The sequence below is a fragment of the Burkholderia stabilis genome (assembly GCF_001742165.1).
GTDB lineage: Bacteria > Pseudomonadota > Gammaproteobacteria > Burkholderiales > Burkholderiaceae > Burkholderia > Burkholderia stabilis.
This window is the reverse complement of sequence record NZ_CP016443.1, coordinates 464,277-483,668: the sequence shown is the minus strand read 5'-3', so window position 1 is coordinate 483,668 and position 19,392 is coordinate 464,277. Positions and strand designations below refer to the sequence as shown.

14 protein-coding genes are annotated in these 19,392 nt (G+C 68.1%); 10 read left to right on the top strand and 4 right to left on the bottom strand.

What is annotated here, in order from left to right; translation table 11 throughout:
• Positions 1-60: 60 nt before the first annotated feature.
• Both BBJ41_RS20220 and BBJ41_RS20215 read right to left on the bottom strand, forming a co-directional pair.
• Positions 61-1,419, bottom strand: coding sequence for an MFS transporter (locus BBJ41_RS20220; protein ID WP_069748117.1), 1,359 nt, complete (start codon positions 1,417-1,419; stop codon positions 61-63).
• A 179-nt stretch (positions 1,420-1,598) separates the two neighbouring features.
• On the bottom strand, positions 1,599-2,558 hold the full coding sequence (locus BBJ41_RS20215; RefSeq protein WP_069750278.1) for an MBL fold metallo-hydrolase: 960 nt from the start codon (positions 2,556-2,558) through the stop codon (positions 1,599-1,601).
• Between the two features lie 177 nt (positions 2,559-2,735).
• Here BBJ41_RS20215 and BBJ41_RS20210 point away from each other — a divergent pair, with 177 nt between their 5' ends.
• Positions 2,736-4,382: an IclR family transcriptional regulator gene (locus BBJ41_RS20210; protein WP_069748116.1), complete on the top strand. Its 1,647-nt coding sequence runs from the start codon at positions 2,736-2,738 to the stop codon at positions 4,380-4,382.
• Between the two features lie 802 nt (positions 4,383-5,184).
• On the opposite strand, the gene BBJ41_RS20205 is transcribed toward BBJ41_RS20210, so the two are convergent.
• Positions 5,185-5,667, bottom strand: a complete 483-nt coding sequence (locus BBJ41_RS20205; RefSeq protein WP_069748115.1) for an Lrp/AsnC family transcriptional regulator — start codon at positions 5,665-5,667, stop codon at positions 5,185-5,187.
• Between the two features lie 287 nt (positions 5,668-5,954).
• Here BBJ41_RS20205 and BBJ41_RS20200 point away from each other — a divergent pair, with 287 nt between their 5' ends.
• From BBJ41_RS20200 to BBJ41_RS20190, 3 genes are all read left to right on the top strand, one after another.
• Entirely contained in the window at positions 5,955-6,593 is a 639-nt protein-coding gene (locus BBJ41_RS20200) for a LysE family translocator (protein ID WP_069748114.1), read from the top strand.
• A 109-nt stretch (positions 6,594-6,702) separates the two neighbouring features.
• Positions 6,703-7,878: a voltage-gated potassium channel protein gene (gene kch, locus BBJ41_RS20195; RefSeq protein ID WP_069748113.1), complete on the top strand. Its 1,176-nt coding sequence runs from the start codon at positions 6,703-6,705 to the stop codon at positions 7,876-7,878.
• Between the two features lie 30 nt (positions 7,879-7,908).
• Entirely contained in the window at positions 7,909-8,340 is a 432-nt protein-coding gene (locus tag BBJ41_RS20190) for a YqaA family protein (protein WP_069748112.1), read from the top strand.
• 24 nt (positions 8,341-8,364) lie between these two features.
• On the opposite strand, the gene BBJ41_RS20185 is transcribed toward BBJ41_RS20190, so the two are convergent.
• Positions 8,365-10,017, bottom strand: a complete 1,653-nt coding sequence (locus tag BBJ41_RS20185) for an acyl-CoA synthetase (RefSeq protein ID WP_069748111.1) — start codon at positions 10,015-10,017, stop codon at positions 8,365-8,367.
• 167 nt (positions 10,018-10,184) lie between these two features.
• Here BBJ41_RS20185 and BBJ41_RS20180 point away from each other — a divergent pair, with 167 nt between their 5' ends.
• The 6 genes from BBJ41_RS20180 (at position 10,185) to BBJ41_RS20155 (ending at position 19,355) form a co-directional block, all read left to right on the top strand.
• Positions 10,185-10,940 (top strand): Crp/Fnr family transcriptional regulator, encoded by a 756-nt coding sequence (locus BBJ41_RS20180; protein ID WP_069748110.1) that lies wholly within the window; start codon positions 10,185-10,187, stop codon positions 10,938-10,940.
• Positions 10,941-11,167: 227 nt separating this feature from the next.
• The gene (locus tag BBJ41_RS20175) at positions 11,168-14,416 is read left to right on the top strand and encodes an efflux RND transporter permease subunit (protein WP_069748109.1); all 3,249 of its coding nucleotides are present in this window, start codon (positions 11,168-11,170) and stop codon (positions 14,414-14,416) included.
• A gap of 38 nt (positions 14,417-14,454) precedes the next feature.
• Positions 14,455-15,690 carry an efflux RND transporter periplasmic adaptor subunit gene (locus BBJ41_RS20170; RefSeq protein ID WP_069748108.1) on the top strand — a complete coding sequence of 412 codons (1,236 nt, stop codon included), beginning with the start codon at positions 14,455-14,457 and terminating at the stop codon, positions 15,688-15,690.
• Positions 15,687-17,186 carry an efflux transporter outer membrane subunit gene (locus tag BBJ41_RS20165; RefSeq protein ID WP_069748107.1) on the top strand — a complete coding sequence of 500 codons (1,500 nt, stop codon included), beginning with the start codon at positions 15,687-15,689 and terminating at the stop codon, positions 17,184-17,186. The genes BBJ41_RS20170 and BBJ41_RS20165 overlap by 4 nt, the downstream gene beginning before the upstream one ends.
• A gap of 22 nt (positions 17,187-17,208) precedes the next feature.
• A complete protein-coding gene (locus tag BBJ41_RS20160) occupies positions 17,209-17,904 on the top strand; it encodes a heavy metal response regulator transcription factor (protein ID WP_021159240.1) in 696 nt (231 codons plus the stop codon).
• Positions 17,901-19,355 carry a heavy metal sensor histidine kinase gene (locus BBJ41_RS20155; RefSeq protein ID WP_069748106.1) on the top strand — a complete coding sequence of 485 codons (1,455 nt, stop codon included), beginning with the start codon at positions 17,901-17,903 and terminating at the stop codon, positions 19,353-19,355. Before BBJ41_RS20160 ends, BBJ41_RS20155 begins: the two co-directional genes overlap by 4 nt.
• Positions 19,356-19,392 lie beyond the last annotated feature (37 nt).

Genomic DNA, 19,392 nt, shown 5'->3' with positions numbered 1-19,392 from the left:
GATGCGGGCCGGACCCGAAGCGCCGGTCGCCGCCGCCCGCGCGCGGCGACCGGCCGTTGCTCAGTCGCGCTGCGCGGCTTCGCCCTTCACGCCGAGCATCAGCGCCGCGCCGCTCACCACCAGCAGCGCGGCCAGCAGGTACACGGCGAGATCCATGCTGCCGGTGCGCGTGCGGATCATCCCGATCACCCACGGGCTGACGATGCCGCTCGTGATCCCGATGCTGCTGATCAGCGCAATCCCGGCCGCCGCCGCGTTGCCCGACAGGTAGCGGGTCGGCACGGCCCAGAAGATCGGCAGCGCGGCGAAGATCAGCGTCGCCGCGACCGACAGGCACGCCAGCATCGCCGCGAAGCTGTGCAGGTGCAGCGTCAGCGCCGCGAGCGCGAGGCCGCCGCCGATCGTGCACGCCGCGAAGTGCTTGCGGCGCTCGCCGGTGCGATCCGAGCGGCGCGCGATCAGGATCAGCCCGACCGCGCCGACCGCGTTCGGCACGACCGTGTAGAGGCTCACGGCCACGACGTCGGTCACGCCGAAGTCGCGGATCATCAGCGGCATCCAGAAGTTGAGCGTGAGCGACGCGCAGGTCAGCGAGAAATAGATGAACGCGAACAGGTACACGCGCGGGTTCGCGAGCGCGGCCATGAGGCTGCGCCGGTCGTGCGCGTCATGCGCGCCGCGGCCGTCCGCGCACAGCGCGGCGACGCGCGCCTTTTCGTCGGACGTGAGCCAGGTAGCGTCCTGCGGCCGGTCGACGAGGAACGTGAACGCGGCGAACGCGAGCAGGATCGCCGGCGCGCCTTCGATCGCGAACATCCATTGCCAGCCGTGCAACCCGAGCACGCCGCTCATGTCGCGCATGATCCAGCCCGACATCAGGCCGCCGAGCACGCCGGCCACCGCGACGCCCGCGAAGAACACCGAGATCGCCGCCGCGCGCCGGTTCGCGGGGAACCAGTACGTCAGGTACAACACGATGCCGGGGAAGAAGCCGGCTTCGAACACGCCGAGCAGGAAACGCAGTACGTAGAAATGCGACGGCTGCGACACGAACATCATCCCGGTCGACGCGATGCCCCACAGCAGCATGATCCGCGTGAACGTGCGGCGCGCGCCGAACCGCGCGAGCAGCAGGTTGCTCGGCACTTCGCAGAACACGTAGCCGACGTAGAACACCGCGGCGCCGAGGCCGTACATCGCATCGCTGAAGCCGAGATCGTGCTTCATCTGCAACTGCGCGAAGCCGATGTTGATGCGGTCGAGGAACGACACGACGTAGCAGAGGAACAGGAACGGCACGATCCGCCACGCGATCTTGCTGAACAGCTGCGCGTCGGTGAATTCGGATGCCGATGCGGAAGTCGACGCCGAGACGCTCGCGTGCGCGATCGTCGCTTCGGCGGGAAGCGATTGGGGCATGTCTCTCTCCAAACGGGCCGCGCGAATCGAGCGCGCAGCAGTCTCCGAGGGCGTGCATGCGCCCTGCTTTCTTGTGAGACCGGATACGGCTGCCGGAACCGCGGCGCAATGCCGCCGGTGCCGGCGCCTTCAGGGAAACGGCGGCGCGTTCACCCGAACGCCCCGTCGTGATGGGCCGCTCAGTCCTGCAGCGCGGCCCACATGTCCTTGTCGCGCTGCGCGGTCCAGATGCGCGGATGCGCGATGCCGCTCGCTTCGTCGAATGCGCGCGACACGTCGAACGGCAGGCAATGCTCGTAGATGAACACGTGGCCGAACTTCGGATCCATCGCTTCGCGCGTGAGCGCCATCGAGGCCTTCAGGTCGAGATTGCGCTCGACGGCCTTGCGGCCCTGCGCGAGCAGCGTCGTGACGAAATCCTTCGTGTAGTCGAGGCCCTTGTTCACCTCGGCCGGATTCAGCAGCGCGGGGCCGCGGCCCGGCACGAGCTTCTCGGCGCCGAGCGCGCGCAACGCTTCCAGCGTGGCCGGCCACTGTTCGAGCTGCGCATCGCCGCAATAGCACGCGGCGTCGTATTCGACGAGGTCGCCGGAGAACAGCACCTTCTGCGACGGCAGCCAGACGATCGTGTCGCCCTTCGTGTGGCCCGAGCCGACGTGCATGATCTTCACTTCGAGCTTGCCGAGGAACAGCGTAATCTCGCGCTCGAACACGAGCGTCGGCCAGGTCAGGCCCGGCACCGTCTCGACGCCGGCGAACAGGCGCGGGAAGCGCTCGATCTCCGACTTCATGTCGGCCTCGCCGCGCTCGACGATCATCTCGTACGTGCCGCGGCTCGCGATCACGTGCTGCGCGCCTTCGTCGAAATACGCGGACGCGCCAAGCACGCGCACCGCGTGGTAGTGCGACAGCACCACGTGCTTGATCGGTTTGTCGGTCACGCTGCGGATCTTCGCGATCAGATCCTGCGCCATCGCGGGCGTCGCGGTCGTGTCGACGATCAGCACGCTGTCGTCGCCGATGATCACGCCCGAGTTCGGGTCGCCTTCGGCGGTGTACGCGTACGCGTTCTCGGACAGCTTCGTCCAGGTGACTTTCTTCTCTTCCAGATCGGCTTGGGAGGCGAATGCTTTGGCCATGTTGCGTTCCGTGGCTGCGAGCCATGTGTTGAGGGGAGTGAACGGATCATCTTCCCGCGCCAAATATTTGTCAATGACAAAGTCGCTTGCTATTGTCTAATACGGGTAAACCTGCGGGCTGGCGCGATAAATGGCGTCGGATACCATGCGGGGTTTCGTCAACGGAAGAACTCACGCGTGCAGAACCACGAAGTCAGCGCAGACGACGCGCCGCCCAAGGCGCAGCGCGGGATCCAGAGCGTCGAGGTCGCCGGCCGGCTGCTCGACGCGCTCGCGCGCAGGCGCAAGCCGCTCGGCCTGTCCGAGCTGGCTGCCGCGGCCGACCTGTCGACCGCGCAGGCGCACACCTATCTCGTCAGCCTGACGCGGCTTGCGCTCGTGAAGCGCGATGCGATCACCGGCAACTACGAGCCGGGCCCGTTGTCGCTGCGGCTCGGGCTGATGTCGATCGAGCGCCAGCCGGCCTATCGCGCCGCGCTGCCGCACGCGGCGCGGCTCGCGGAAACGGTCGGCCTGAGCGTCGCGCTGTCGGTGCCGGGCGCGCTCGGCCCGACGATCGTGCGCATCGAGCACGGCGGCTATCCGTTGCATGTGAACCTGCACGTCGGCTCGGTGATGTCGCTCGACACGACGGCGACCGGCCGCGTGTTCCGCGCGTTCGGCGATCCCGCGCAACTCGATGCGATGGCGGCCAGCCAGGCCGGCGCGGGCGACACGCTCGCGGGCGCCGAAGGCGTGCAGCCCGCGCCGAACGCCGACGCGCAACAGGCTGCGCTCGACGCGATCCGCGCGCACGGCATCGAACGCGGCGTCGACCGGCCGAGCCCCGGCGTCAGCGCGATGTGCGTACCGGTATTCGACGCGCTCGGGCGCCTGCAGCTCGCGATCACGGTGATCGGTTCGACGGGATCGATCGACGTCGGCTGGGACGGCCCGATCGCGGCCGCATTGCGCGACGCCGCGCGGCAGGCCACCGCGTCGCTCGGCGCGGAACCGGCTGACGCACCGCCCGCACCGGCAACGGGCGCCGCGTACGTACCGCCCGCGCTCGCCGACGACGCGAAAGCGCAGCGCGGGATCAATGCGCTCGACAGCACCGGCGAGCTGCTGCTCGCACTGGTGTCGGCCGGCCGCGCGCTGCCGCTGCGCGATCTCGCGGCGGCAGCCGGGATGCCGGCCGCGAAGTCGTTTCCGCATCTCGTCAGCCTGCAAAAGATCGGCCTGCTGAGCCGCGACGACGCCGGCTGCTTCGGCGGCGGCCCGCTCGGGCAGGCGCTCGGCCTGATCGCGATGCAGCGCGTGTCGCCGACGCGCGACGCGGAAGCCGAGATCGTCGCGCTGGCCGGCGCGACCGACATGAGCGTGGCCGCCGCGACGCTCGGGCCGCTCGGCCCGACCGTGATCCGGCTCGAGGAATCGGCGCGGCCACAGCACGTGAGCCTGCAGGTCGGCACCGTGATGTCGCTCGTCAATACGGCAATCGGCCGGATTTTCGCGGCCGGCATGCCCGACGACGTGCTGGCCGACCTGCTCGCCGACGAACCCGTGCGTCTCGCCGGCACCGCCGCGCCGGCCGACGACGCGTTCCGCGCGCGGCTCGCGGCGATTCGCGCGGACGAGCTCGATTTCGCGTTCGACGCGCCGGTGCCGGGCATCGGGACGGTCGCCGCGCCCGTGTTCGATCACACCGGCAGCATCCGGCTCGTGATCGCGATCATCGGCTCGTCGCGTGGCTTCCCGCGCGGGCCGGACAGCGCGCTCGCGCAGACGCTGCTCGCCGCGACGCGACGGCTGTCCTGGCGATTCGGGTGGATCGGCCGCTAAGCGCCGCGCCCTTCGTCCCGCCGATCGAATCGTCCTTCTCCCGCCATTTCGTTGCTCTGCGCAGGGCCGTGCTTGCCACGGCCCTGCGGCGCCCGTTCGCGTCGCAAAAGCCGCCCATATTCATGTTGCGTAGCAGCAACACAAATTGTCAGTAATTCTCATATAACGAAATCGCATTTCACAAGGCGGTGACGCTCCGTTATGATTAGGGTTATCCCTAACTCGCCACCTATATGGGGCTTCGTCATGCAAACGTCTAATGTCTCCGATCGTTCCACCCAATCCGCTGGCTGGCTCGCACGTGTTGGCGAGCTGATTGCAGAAGCTTGGTCGCTCCACCTCGAGAACTGCGAAGTCATCGCTGAAGCACACGCGCGTCTCCCGCGCTGAACGGAACGACCGGCCGCACGATTGCCTGCCTGATCCGCTTGCGCGGACGCGCGCCGCGAGGCCGCCGCGTCCGGCATCCGCGTGACGGGCAGGCAGCGTTGAAACGGGCCGGATTCGTTCCGCGTTCTGATTGAATTCGCTCGCCGCGTCGGGAGCGTCTTGATGTAAATGCCGGCGCCGATCCGTTTCGGCGCGGTTTTGTCTGTCGATTGCCCGGGCAGGCAGTCGTTATCCGGACGATGTGCAATTGCACCGGATCATCGCGGACGGAAGATTCATCCGTTTCGCCTGCTCGCGTGCAGTATTTCGCCGCGCGCCTTCTGCGGCGGCCTTTCCCCAGTATTCGCCGGCTTTCTCCGCGCCATCGCGCAGCCGCATGCGCGACCCGTTCAACGATGGCCACGCGCCCCCTTCACACCTGAATCGACGGCACATCCTTCATGCAGCGCAGCGCGAACATCGAGCGGCTGTGACGGATGCTCGAAATCCTGTACAGCTTTTCGCGCAGGAAACGCTCGTAGCCGGCCGTGCCGTCCACCGCCACCTTGATCCAGTAGTCGTATTCGCCCGATACGAGATACGCCTCGAGCACTTCGGGCAATGCGGCCAGTTCCGAGCCGAAACGCGCGAGCGCGTCGTCCTCGTGGCGATCGAGCGTGACTTCGAGGATCACGATGTCCGCATAACCGAGCATGCGCTGGTTGACCAGCGCGACGTAACCGTCGATGTAGCCGTCGGCTTCGAGTTGTCGCGTGCGGTTCCAGCACGCGGTCGTCGACATGCCGATCTGTTCGGCCAGTTCGGCGTTCGACAGACGCGCATTTTTCTGCAATGCACCAAGGATCTTGCGGTCCTGGTTGTCGAGCGTTTTCGCCGTGCGTTCGCGGGTAGCCATGTTGAAAAGAATCTTCTACGGAAAAACGGGATTCTATCTGAACAGGATTCCGGTTTCATGTCCGTTTTGCTGGAAAACAGGAAGCCTTTTAACCGGCCCGCTTGATACATTTTCTCCATGCCTGTTGCCCGGCACGCTCCCCGCGACAACCCCTTCGCACCGGGACGCACGGCCGCAATCACGAGTTGCGGTGCCGGACAAGCAGGCATGCGATTCCCCGCCGCCCGCACGCCTATCCGACCGCGTGCGGAGCCGGTGCCTGCATCCCCGCTCTCGCGCTTCCCGTCATGTCGTTCAGGCTTTATCTGTCGTTCCTCGCTGCTTCCGCCGTTCTCATCTACGCGCCCGGCCCCGTGAACCTGCTCACGATGAACCAGGCGCTGCGCGCCGGCTGGCGCCGCGCGTTGCCGTGCGTGTGGGGCGGCACGCTCGCCGTGCTGCTGCAACTCGCGCTCACCGCGCTGTGCCTGAATTCGCTGGTCCACATCAACGAGCACGCGCTGACCGTGCTGCGCTGGGCCGGCGCCGCCTATCTCGTCTGGCTCGGCGCCAAACAATGGTTGAACCGCGCGCCCGCCGCATCGGCCCAAGCCGGCGCCGCCATTGCCGAGCCGGATGCCGACTCCGGACGCGCGCTGTTCTGGCGCGGCGTCGCGACGTCGGGCCTGAATCCGAAAACGCTGCTGTTCTTTCCGTCGTTCTTTCCGCAGTTCATCAGCCCGAATGCCGACTGGAGCCTGAACCTTCAGTTCCTGCTGCTCGCCACGACGTTCGCGCTGCTGTTCGCGGGCGGCGTCGCGTCGATGGCGCTGTTCTCGCACCGGCTGAGCCGTGCGTTGCAGCGGCCCGCGCGGATGCGCGCGATGAACCGCGTGACGGGCGGGTTGCTCGTGGGGATGGGCGCGATCATGGTCGGCTGGAACTGAACGTTCGGGTGCGCGGGTATCGTCAAGCCCCGCGAAAAAGCAGCCGATCGCCGAATGCTTTAGGGTAGCGGCTGGTTCGTTGGACATGCCCGGCCTGCCGGGCGACTGAATGAAGCACGTCACTACCCGCCTGCGGCGCCTGTTCGCGCCGATCGGCCTCCACTGGTATCTCGCCCTCCTCCTCGCGCTCGACGCGCTCATGGTGCTGCGCCCCGTCGTCGAGCACGCGAAACTCGGCGTCCATCACGCATGGCTCGCCGATGCGCTGAACCTCGTCGACAACGCGGGGCTCGTCGTGCTGCCGCAGGTCATCGTCGCGGCCGGCCTCGCGACGATGGCCATCGGCATCGTGCTGCGCGCCCGCGTCGCATGGGTGCTGTCGATCCTGCTGCTGGTCGCGGCCGCCGCGATCAGCGTGCTCGGCGGCTATCGCAGCCACGCGGTGTTCGTGTACACGGCGGTACTGGTCGTCGCGCTGCTGTATTACTGGCGGCACTTCAACCGCGCGAGCATCGCCGCGAGCAGCCTGTTCGCGTTGCTGAGCATCGTGTCGCTGCTGATCTACGCGACCTTCGGCGTGCTGTATCTCGGCGACGAATTCACGCCGCCCGTCCACGATCTCGCCACCGCCGTCTATTTCTCGATCGTGTCGATGTCGACCGTCGGCTACGGCGACATCGTTCCGCACGCGCCGACCGCGCGCCTGTTCACCGCATCGGTGATCGTGCTCGGCATCACGGTATTCGCGACGTCGATCAGCGCGGTCATCGGCCCCGTGATCGGCGGCAATCTGAAACGGATCGTCAAGGGAGGCATTTCGAACGTGATCCGCAAACATCATTTCCTGATCGTCGGCGCGACGCCCGTCGCGCATGCGGTGCACGACGGGCTGCGCAAGCGCGGCTACGCTGTGACCGTCGTCGTGCCGGCCGGCGTCGAGCACAACTACGCGGCCGCGACCGACCTGATCGTCGGCGACGCGACCGACCATGCGGTCCTGACGAGCGCCGGCGCGGCGACCGCGCGCGCGGTGCTCGCGCTGCGTTCCGACGACGCCGAGAACGCATTCATCATCCTCGCGATCCGCGAAATCGCGCCATCGGTGCGCACGGTCGCGCTCGTGAACCAGCAGCGCAACCTCGAACGGCTGCGCCTGCTGAAGCCCGACATGGTGTTCTCGCCGCAGCAGCTCGCGGGCGAACTGCTCGCCAGCACGCTCAACGACGAACCGGTAGACAAGTCGATGATCTCGCACCTGCTGTTCGGCACCGCCGACGCCGCGTGACCCAGGGCGAGCGGCCGGTACAATCGCGCGATGTCCGAATTGCTCACTTACGGCGGCCTGTTCGCCGTGTCGATGGTCGCCGCGACCCTGTTTCCGCTCCAGTCCGAAGCCGTGCTCGCGGGCCTGCTGCTCGCCGGGCGCGAACCCGTATGGGCGCTGGTGCTCGTCGCGAGCATCGGCAACGTCGCGGGCTCCGTGATCAACTGGGCGCTCGGGCGCGGCATCGAACACTTCCGCGAGCGCCGCTGGTTTCCGGTCAAGCCGTCCGCGCTCGCACGCGCCGAGCGCTGGTACGCGCGCTACGGCCGCTGGTCGCTGCTGCTGAGCTGGGCGCCGGTGATCGGCGATCCGCTGACGATGATCGCCGGCGTGCTGCGCGAGCCGCTGCCGACCTTTCTCGCGATCGTCACGATCGCGAAGGTCGGCCGCTATCTGGCGGTCGCGTGGCTCATCGTGCATTGAGCCGCACGACGCGCCACGCGTCTTTTATTTCTTGTCGCCCGCCAGGTCGATCGCCTTGTCCGATCCGACCGTATTGCGCAACTGGAACTTCTGGATCTTGCCGGTCGAGGTTTTCGGCAGCTCGCCGAAACGCACCGCCTTCGGCACCTTGAAGCCCGCAAGCAGTTGCCGGCAGTGCGCGACGATTTCCTCCTCGGTCGCGCTCGCGCCTTCGCGCAGCTCGACGAACGCGCACGGCACCTCGCCCCACTTCGGGTCCGGCATCGCGACGACGGCCGCCACCGCGACGGCCGGATGCCGGTACAGCGCGTCCTCGACCTCGATGCTCGAAATGTTCTCGCCGCCCGAGATGATGATGTCCTTGCGGCGATCCTTGATGCGGATATAGCCGTCCGGCGTCAGCACGCCGAGATCGCCGGTATGGAACCAGCCGCCGTGGAACGCTTCGTCGGTCGCCTTCGGGTTCTTCAGGTAGCCCTTCATGCAGATGTTGCCGCGGAACATGATCTCGCCGAGCGTCTCGCCGTCGGCCGGCACCGGCGCCATCGTGTCGGGATCGAGCACCGTCGCGCCCGCTTCGAGGTGGTAGCGCACGCCCTGGCGCGCATTGAGCCGCGCGCGCTCCTCATCGGGCAGCGCTTCCCAGTGCGACTGTTTCGCGCAGACCGTTGCCGGGCCGTAGACCTCGGTCAGCCCGTACACGTGCAGCAGGTCGAAGCCGATCTCCTTCATCTTCGCGATCACCGCCGGCGCGGGCGCCGCGCCCGCCACCATCGCGTGCACCGTGTGATCGATGCCTTCGCGCAGTTCGGCCGGCGCGTTCGCGATCGCGCTCTGCACGATCGGCGCACCGCAATAGTGCGTGATGCGTTCGCGGCGGATCAGGTCGAACACGGTCTTCGCGTCGAACTTGCGCAGGCAGACGTTCACGCCCGCGCGCGCCGCGACGGCCCACGGGAAGCACCAGCCGTTGCAGTGGAACATCGGCAGCGTCCACAGATACACCGCGTGCTTCGGCATGTCCCATTCGAGGATGTTGCTGATCGCCGCGAGATACGCGCCGCGATGGTGGTACACGACGCCCTTCGGGTCGCCGGTCGTGCCGGACGTGTAGTTCAGCGCGATCGCCTCCCATTCGTCGGCGGGCGGCGTCCACGCGTAATCGGCGTCGCCGCTCGCGACGAACGCTTCGTAATCGGTCGCGCCGGCGAAGCGCTCGGGATCGGCCGGCATCGCATCCGCGACGCTGACGATCTTCAGGCCCGGCACCTCGAGCGCCGCGCGATGCGCGAGCTCCGCGTACTCGGTGTCGACGATCAGCACCTTCGCCTCGCCGTGACGCAGCATGAACAGCACCGACGACACGTCGAGCCGCGTGTTGATCGTGTTGAGCACGGCGCCGGCCATCGGCACGCCGAAGTGCGCCTCGACCATCGCCGGGATGTTCGGCAGCATCGCCGCGACCGTGTCGCCGCGCTCGACGCCGGCCTGCGCGAGCGCGCTCGCCAGCTGCTTCGCGCGCGTGTAAGTTTCGCCCCAGGTGCGCCGCACGTCGCCGTGCACGATCGCGAGGCGCTCGCCATAGACTTCGGCCGTGCGGACCAGGAAGTCGATCGGGGTGAGCGGCACGTAATTGGCGTCGCGGCGGCCGAGCCCGGCCTCGAACATCTGCGTCATGATCCTGTCTCCCGTGTTCTGTCGACCGGCGTGCATCCACCCCGGATCGTTTTGATGTGGTTCAATTGCCGACAGCCTAACGGGCGCTATTGTGAGCCGTCTGTCATCGAAACGACAGAGTGCCTTTCGAGCGCTGCGCGTTATCCCTATCCTCGCAAACCCGCACCATGCACGACCCTCTCGTTGCGCCGCCCGACGCGGCTGCCCTCCCGGCCGATACGCTCCCCGAACCGGGCCCGTTGCCCGCGCTGTCGACGCTGTTCGGCCAGTGTGCCTGGTTCCGCACGCTCGCGCCCGAGCACCAGGCGCTCGTGCTCGCGCAGTCGCGCGTCGAGCAGTGCGAAGCCGGCAGCGTGATCGCGCATCGGCTCGCGCCGTCCGAATACTGGATCGGCGTGCACCGCGGGCTGCTGAAGCTCGCGATCTTCAACGCGTCGGGGCGCGGCTGCACGTTTTCCGGCGTGCCCTCGGGCGGCTGGTTCGGCGAAGGCAGCGTGATCAAGCGCGAGCTGCGCAAGTACGAGGTCGTCGCGATTCAGCGCTCGACCGTGCTGTTCGTGCCGGTCGACACGTTCCACGCGCTGCTCGACACGAGCCTGCCGTTCACGCGCTTCGTGATCCACCAGTTGAACAACCGGATGGGCGAGTTCATCGCATCGATCCAGAACAGCCGGCTGCTCGACGTCGATGCGCGCGTCGCGCAGGCGCTCGCGCAGCTCTTCAACCCCGATCTGTACCCGGACACCGGCCCGGCGCTGTCGATCTCGCAGGAGGAACTGGGGATGCTCGTCGGCGTGTCGCGGCAGCGAATCAACCAGGCGCTGCAGCAGCTCGAAAAGCGCGGCGTGTTGCGCCTCGCGTACAACCAGATCGAGGTCGTCGACCTCGGTGCGCTCGCGCGCGTCGGGATGGAACAGATCTGAGCGCGGCGCGATGAGCGAAACCGCCGCCGGCGCAACGCGCGCATCCGTCGCCGCAGCCGTTCACGGATCGCGGCGTGCGCAAGCATTCCGTCTGGAGAATCGGCCGATGTCCATCGCCCCCAACCTGACAATTCCGCCAGTTTCGCGACAGTAACCCGTTCCACGCCGACGCCTATCATTCGGGTTCCCTTCATCGACGCCTGATCACCGCCTGTCCCGCTGCCTCCATGTGGATCGTCAATCTTGCGCTCAGGCGCCCCTACACGTTCATCGTCATGGCCATCATGATCGTGCTGGCCACCCCGCTTGCGCTGATGCGCACGCCGGTCGACGTGCTGCCCGCGGTCAACATTCCCGTGATCAGCGTGATCTGGAATTACAGCGGCTTCTCCGCGACGGAGATGACCAACCGCATCACGGCCGTGCATGAACGGATCCTGACGACGACCGTCAACAACATCCAGCATGTCGAATCGACGTCGCTGCCCGGCATCGCGGTCGTGAAGGTGTTCCTGCAGCCCGGCGCGAACGTGCAGACGGCGATCGCGCAGACCGTATCGTCCGCGCAGGCGATCGTGCGACAGATGCCGCAGGGCGCGACGCCGCCGCTCGTGATCACCTATTCGGCATCGAGCATCCCGGTGATCCAGCTCGGGCTGTCGAGCAAGACGCTCAGCGAACAGTCGCTCGCCGACATCGCGCTCAACTTCCTGCGCCCGCAGCTGATCACGGTTCCGGGCGTGCAGATTCCGTTCCCCTACGGCGGCCGCACGCGCGTGGTCGCGATCGATCTCGATCCGCAGGCGCTGCTTGCAAAGGGCCTCACGCCGGCCGACATCGTCAACGCAGTCAATGCGCAGAACCTCGTGCTGCCGACCGGCACCGCGAAGATGGGCCAGACCGAATACCGGATCGACACGAACGCATCGGCCGACACGATCGCCGACATCGACAACCTGCCGATCCAGACCGTCAACGGCGCGACGACCTACCTGCGCGAAGTGGCAGCGGTGCGCGACGGCTTCGCGCCGCAGACCAACGTCGTGCGCCAGAACGGCCAGCGCGGCGTGCTCGTATCGATCCTGAAGAACGGCGACGCATCGACGCTCAAGGTCGTGTCGGACCTGAAGGCGCTGCTGCCGAAGGTGATCCCGACGCTGCCCGAAGGCCTCACGATCACGCCGCTGTTCGACCAGTCGGTGTTCGTCGACGCCGCCGTGCAGGGCGTGATCCACGAGGCGCTGATCGCCGCCGTGCTGACCGCGATGATGATCCTGCTGTTCCTCGGCAACTGGCGCAGCACGCTGATCATCGCGATCTCGATCCCGCTGTCGATCTTCACGTCGCTGATCGCGCTCGCCGCGCTCGGCGAGACCATCAACATCATGACGCTCGGCGGGCTCGCGCTCGCGGTCGGGATCCTGGTCGACGACGCGACCGTCACGATCGAGAATATCGAGCGGCACCTGCACCTCGGCACGCGCCGGGCCGCCCCAAGCGTGCCGAGCGCCCCCCTCGGGGGGCAGCGACCGGAGGGAGCGTGGGGGTCGTCGTTCAGTACGAACCTGCACGACGCGATCCTCGAAGGCGCCGGCGAGATCGCGGTGCCCGCGTTCGTGTCGACGCTGTGCATCTGCATCGTGTTCGTGCCGATGTTCTTCCTGACGGGCGTCGCGCGCTTCCTGTTCGTGCCGCTCGCCGAGGCCGTCGTGTTCGCGATGCTCGCGTCGTACGTGCTGTCGCGCACGCTCGTGCCGACGCTCGCGATGCTGCTGTTCCGCCCGCAGCAGGCCGGCACCGGCCCCGATCATGCGACGTCGCGTTTCGCGCGCATTCATCACGCGTTCAACGACGCGTTCGAGCGGCTGCGCGCGTGGTACATCGTGCTGCTCAGCATGCTGCTCGTGCGCCGCCGCTTCTACGCGATGTGCTTCCTCGGCTTCTGCGTGCTGTCGACGGGCCTCGTGTTCGTGCTCGGCCGCGACTTCTTCCCGAATGCCGATTCCGGCAACATCCGGCTGCACATGCGTGCGCCGACCGGCTACCGGATCGAGGAAACCGCGCGCCTCGCCGACCAGGTCGAGCGCGTGATCCGCGAAGTCGTGCCGCCCGACGAGCTCGGCGCGATCGTCGACAACCTCGGCCTGCCCGTGAGCGGCATCAACCTGTCGTACAGCAACGCCGGCACCATCGGCACGCTCGACGGCGAGTTGCTGATCGCGCTGAAGCCCGGCCACCGCGCGACCCAGCATTACGTGCAGACGCTGCGCAAGCTGCTGCCCGAGCGCTTCCCGGGCGTCGAGTTCTTCTTCCAGCCGTCGGACATCATCACGCAGATCCTCAACTTCGGTCAGCCGGCCGCGATCGACGTGCAGGTGCTCGGCAACGATCTCGCGAGTAACATGACAATCGCGAGCAGCCTGATGAAAAAGATCAGGCAAATCCCCGGCGCCGTCGACGTGCACGTGCTGCAGCGCAACGACGAGCCGACCCTGCTGGCCGACATGGACCGTACGCGCATGCAGCAGCTCAATCTCTCCGCGCAGAACGTCGCGCAGAACATGCTGATCTCGCTGTCGGGCAGTTCGCAGACGACACCCTCGTTCTGGATCAACCCGCGAACCGGCGTCCAGTACCCGCTGCAGATCCAGACCCCGCAGTACAACATCTCGTCGGTCGACGACCTGCTCGGCACGCCGATCTCGGCGAGCGGCCGCACGGGCATGCCGCTGCAACTGCTCGGCAACCTCGTGCAGATGCGCACCAGCGCGAATCCGGCCGTGATCACGCACTACAACATCCGCCCGGCGATCGACCTGTACGTGAGCGTCGAAGGCCGCGACCTCGGCTCGGTCGCGGGCGAGATCGACCGGATCGTCTCCGACGCGCGCGCGACGCTGCCGCGCGGCACCGACCTGACGATGCGCGGCCAGATCGAGACGATGCGCACGTCGTATATCGGCCTCGGCGCGGGCGTCGCGATGGCGATCGTGCTCGTCTACCTGCTGATCGTCGTCAATTTCCAGTCGTGGCTCGACCCGCTGATCATCATCAGCGCGATGCCGGCCGCGCTCGCCGGCATCGCGTGGATGCTGTTCATCACCGGCACGCACCTGAGCGTGCCCGCGCTGACGGGCGCGATCATGACGGTAGGCGTCGCGACCGCGAACAGCATTCTGGTCGTGTCGTTCGCACGCCAGCGCCTCGCGGCCGGCGCGCCGCCGCTCACCGCCGCGCTGGAAGCCGGCGCGACGCGGATCCGGCCGGTGCTGATGACGGCGCTCGCGATGATCATCGGGATGGTGCCGATGGCGCTCGGTCTCGGCGAAGGCGCCGAGCAGAACGCGCCGCTCGGCCGCGCGGTGATCGGCGGGCTGCTGTTCGCGACCGTTTCGACTTTGCTGTTCGTGCCGCTCGTGTTCGGCGGCGTGCATGCGCGGCTGGCCCGCCGGCGCGCGCGCCAGGCCGGACACTGACCTTCGCCCATAGACCCGGTTGAATTTTGGTTGAATTCATGGAAGAGAAACATCACAGCTCCGTCGGCATCCAGGTGGACGAACACGGCATGCACCTGCCGACGCGCACGTCGGTGTCGCGACGCGGACGGATCGTGCTGATCGTGATCGGCGTGCTGCTGGCCGCCGGCGCCGCGCGCACGATCGTCGTCAACGTGCTGAACCGCAACCGGCTCGACGCGATCGCCGAGCAGAACACGCGCCAGTACGTGAACGTCGTGCATCCGGTCGACGCGGCAAACGGCGGCAAGCTGTCGCTGCCCGGCACGCTGCGCGGCTTCGTCGAGGCGCCGATCTACGCGCGTGCGAGCGGCTACGTGCTGCGCTGGCAGGCCGACATCGGCGCGCACGTGAAGCAGGGGCAACTGCTCGCCGAACTCGACACGCCGGAGCTGAACCAGGAACTCGCGCAGGCCACCGCGCAGCGCCAGCAGGCACAGGCGGCGCTCGCGCTCGCGAAAACGTCGTTCGATCGCGCGCAGCAGTTGCGCCAGCGCGATGCGGTGTCCCAGCAGGAACTCGACGATCGGCAAGGCGCGTTCAACCAGGGCGCCGCGAACCTCGCCGCGGCCGACGCGAACATGCGCCGGCTCACCGAGCTGAAGGGCTTCCAGCGCATCGTCGCGCCGATCGACGGGATCGTCACACAGCGCAACGTCGACGTCGGCGATCTCGTCAACTCCGGCAACGCGGGCCGCGCGCTGTTCACGGTCGTGCAGGCCGACCGGCTGCGCCTGTACGTGCAGGTGCCGCAGGCCAACGCGCAGCAGGTGAAGGTCGGCCAGCACGTGAGCGTCGCGCAGGCCGAACTGCCGGGTCGGACCTTCGACGGGACGATCACGCGCACCGCCGAGGCGATCGACGTCGCGACGCGTTCGCTGCAGGTCGAGATCACGCTGCCGAACCCGGACGGGCAGTTGCTGCCCGGCGCATACGTGCAGGCGACGCTGCCGATGACGCCGGTCGGCCGCCTGCAGGTGCCGGCCAATACGCTGCTGTTCCGCGCCGAAGGCCCGACGGTCGCGACCGTCGAAGCGAATGGCCAGGTGCGCCTCAAACAGGTGACGATCGTGCGCACGATCGGGCAGACGCTCGAAGTCGACGGGCCGATCACGCCGAACGACCGGCTCGTCGCGAACCCGAGCGACGCGCTCGCGAACGGCGACCAGGTCGTCGTGTCGGCGGCCGCGCCGGCGGCGAAACCCGCATCTGCCGTGGCGGGAGCGAAGTCGTGACCGCGACGCGCACCCGCATGCGGCCCGCGGCGCTCGTCTCCGTCGTCGCGCTGGCCACCCTCGCCGGCTGCACGGTCGGCCCCGACTACCGGCGCCCGGCCGTCGATACGCCAGCCGCGTGGCGGCTCGATCCGGCCGACGCGTACTGGCACCCGGCCGCGCCGGCCCGCGCGCCGCTCGATCCGGCGTGGTGGACGGCGTTCGGCGATCCGCAGCTCGATGCGCTCGAAGCCGACGCGCTGCGCAACAACCAGAACCTCAAGGCGGTTGCCGCGCGCTACGACCAGGCGAAGGCGACGCTCGCGTCGGTCGCGTCCGCGCAATATCCGGCCGTCGGCCTGAACGCGAGCGGCCAGCGCTTCAAGATTTCCGCCGACCGGCCGCAGACCAACTACGCGACGACCAACGCGTCGACCGTGCAGAACGACATCCAGGTCGGCGCGAGCGTCAGCTACGAGCTCGACCTGTTCGGCCGCGTGCGGCGCAGTGTCGAATCCGCGCAGGCGAGCACCGAGCAGGCGCACGACGACTTCGCGAACGCACGCCTCGTGCTGACCGCCGATCTCGCGTCGAGCTATTTCGCGTTGCGCGAGCTCGACACCGAGATCGACGTCGTCAAGCGCTCGATCGACCTGCAGCAGAAGGCGCTCGACTACGTGAGCGCGCGTCACGACCTCGGCGCTGTGTCCGGCCTCGACCTGCTGCAGCAACGCTCGCAGCTCGACGCGACGCGCACGCAGGCGCAATTGCTGATCCAACAGCGCGCGCAGGTCGAAACCGCGATCGCGACGCTGGTCGGCACGCCGGCGCCCGGATTCTCGCTGCCGCCGCGCGTGGTGCCGATCAACGCGCCCGCGCTGCCGACCGGCATGCCGAGCGACCTGCTGCAGCGGCGGCCCGACGTGGCGTCGGCCGAGCGCGCGATGGCCGCCGCGAACGCGCAGATCGGCGTCGCGCGCGCCGCGTATTTCCCGCGCATCGCGCTGTCGCCGGACATCGGCTGGGACGCGACGCGCTTCGCGGGCCTGTTCACCGTGCCGGCGCTGCTGTGGTCGGTCGGCGCATCGGTCAGCCAGCCGCTGTTCGAAGGCGGCAAGCTGAAGGCCGGCGTCGATTTCGCGCAGGCCGGCTATACGGCCGCGCAGGCCAGCTACCGGCAGACCGTGCTCACCGCGTTCCAGGAGGTGCAGAATGCGGTCACGGGCCTGTCGGTGCTGGCGCAGGCCGCGCAGCAGGCATCGGCGGCCGTCGACGACGCGCGCAAGCTCGTGTCGCTCGCGCAGGATCGCTACGCGGGCGGGCTGACGCCGTTCATCGACGTGCTGACGGCGCAGCAGCAACTACTGACGAGCGAGCGCCAGGCCGTGCAGATCCAGGGCCAGCGCGCGGCGCTCGTCGTGTTTCTCGCGAAGGCGCTCGGCGGCGGCTGGGACGGCGGTGCGACGCCCGAAGTCGCGGCTGCCAGCCCGCAGCGCGCCGCGAGCGTCGCCCCTTAACCCGATTAGGCGGATAACCAACATGAAAGTCCTGATCGTCGAAGACGAACCGAAAGTCGTCGAATACCTGAAGAGCGGGCTGACCGAGGAAGGCTGGGTCGTCGATACCGCGCTCGACGGCGAGGACGGCGCGTGGAAAGCCGTCGAATTCGACTACGACGTGGTCGTGCTCGACGTGATGCTGCCGAAGCTGGACGGCTTCGGCGTGCTGCGCGCGTTGCGCGCGCAGAAGCAGACGCCCGTCATCATGCTGACTGCGCGCGACCGCGTCGACGACCGCGTGCGCGGGCTGCGCGGCGGCGCCGACGACTACCTCACCAAGCCCTTCTCGTTCCTCGAGCTGATCGAACGGCTGCGCGCGCTGACACGCCGCGCGCGCGTGCAGGAATCGACGCTGATCTCGATCGGCGACCTGCGTGTCGACCTGATCGGCCGCCGCGCGACCCGCGACGGCACGCGCCTCGACCTGACCGCGCAGGAATTCCAGTTGCTCGGCGTGCTCGCGCGGCGCAGCGGCGAAGTGCTGTCGAAGACGACCATCGCCGAACTCGTGTGGGACGTGAATTTCGACAGCAACGCGAACGTCGTCGAGACGGCGATCAAGCGGCTGCGCGCGAAACTCGACGGCCCGTTCGCGGACAAGCTGCTGCATACGATCCGCGGCATGGGCTACGTGCTCGAGGCGCGCGAGGACGGCGACACCGAGAGGCCGGCATGAAACGCTCGATCGTGCTGCGGCTCTCGGCGATGTTCGGCATCGTGTCGCTGCTCGTGTTCACGCTGGTCGGCTGCGGGCTGTTCGTGATGATGGAGCGCCAGCTGTTCGCGGAACTGCGCGCGACGCTCGACACGCGCTCCAAGGTTGCCGAATTGATCGTGTCGCATGCCACTACGGCCGCGCGCGGCCGCCTCCTGCAGGAAAAGCTCAGCGATTTCGAACCGCCCGACGGCTCGACGCACTACCAGATCGTCAGCCCCGACCCCGCCTTCCGCTTCGGCAATCCCGTGAACGGCGTGCCCATCGAGCCGCCGGACGGCGCGTTCCGGCGCTACGCGCTGAACGACAGCAGCTACGACGTGATGACGAAGACCGTCACGGTGGCCGGCAGCGGCGAGCGGCCGACGCTGCAACTGATCGTCGCCAGTTCGTGCGAGCGCACGCAGCGGATGCTGCGCCGCTTCGGCTGGACACTCGCCGCGCTGATCGCGACCGCCACCGTCATCACGCTGCTGCTGAGCCGCGCGGTCGCCCGCTTCGGGCTCGCGCCGCTCGACCGGCTGTCGCAGGATGCCGCGTCGGTCAGCGCCACGAACCGCCGCCAGCGGCTGCAGACCGACGCGCTGCCGGCCGAGCTGCGCGATCTCGCCGCATCGTTCAACGGCGCGCTCGAACGCATCCAGCAGACCTACGCGCGGCTCGAAGCCTTCAACGCGGACGTCGCGCACGAGCTGCGCACGCCGATCAGCATCCTGATCGGCCAGACCCAGGTCGCGCTCACCAGCCGTGACCGCTCGGTCGACCGGATGCGCCAGACGCTGCAGTCGAACCTCGAGGAATTCGAGCGGCTGCGCGTGATCATCAACGACATGCTGTTCCTGTCGCGCAGCGACCGCGGCGAACGCGCGACCGACCTGAAGGACGTGTCGCTCGCCGACGAAGTGCGGCGCATGCTCGACTTCCTCGAAATCCCGCTCGACGAGGCGCAGTTGCGCGCCGAGCTGCATGGCGATGCGCGCGCGGCCGTCGATCCGTCGCTGTTCCGCCGCGCGATGACGAACCTGCTGATCAACGCGATCCAGCATTCGGCACCCGGCGAAACCGTGAACGTGACGATCACGCGCCGCGACACGCTCGTCGAGATGGCCGTCGCGAACCCGGGCGAGCCGATCGATCCCGCGCAGCGCGCGCACGTGTTCGAGCGCTTCTACCGGCTCGAGGAAGCCCGCGCGAACAGCAAGGAGAATCACGGGCTCGGGCTGTCGATCGTCAAGGCGGTGGCCGAGATGCATGGCGGCAGCGTGTTCGTCGCGTGCGCGGGCGGCGTCAATACGTTCGGCTTCTCGGTGTCGACGCAGCCTTGCGCGGGCGGCCCGCTTCGCCCGGACGCGACCGATTCCGCCGACGCGCACGACGCGCTGCCCGCGCACGCGCCGCGCGCCCTGCACTGACGGCGGCCCACGCCGCCGAGGGCAGTTTTCTTCAATA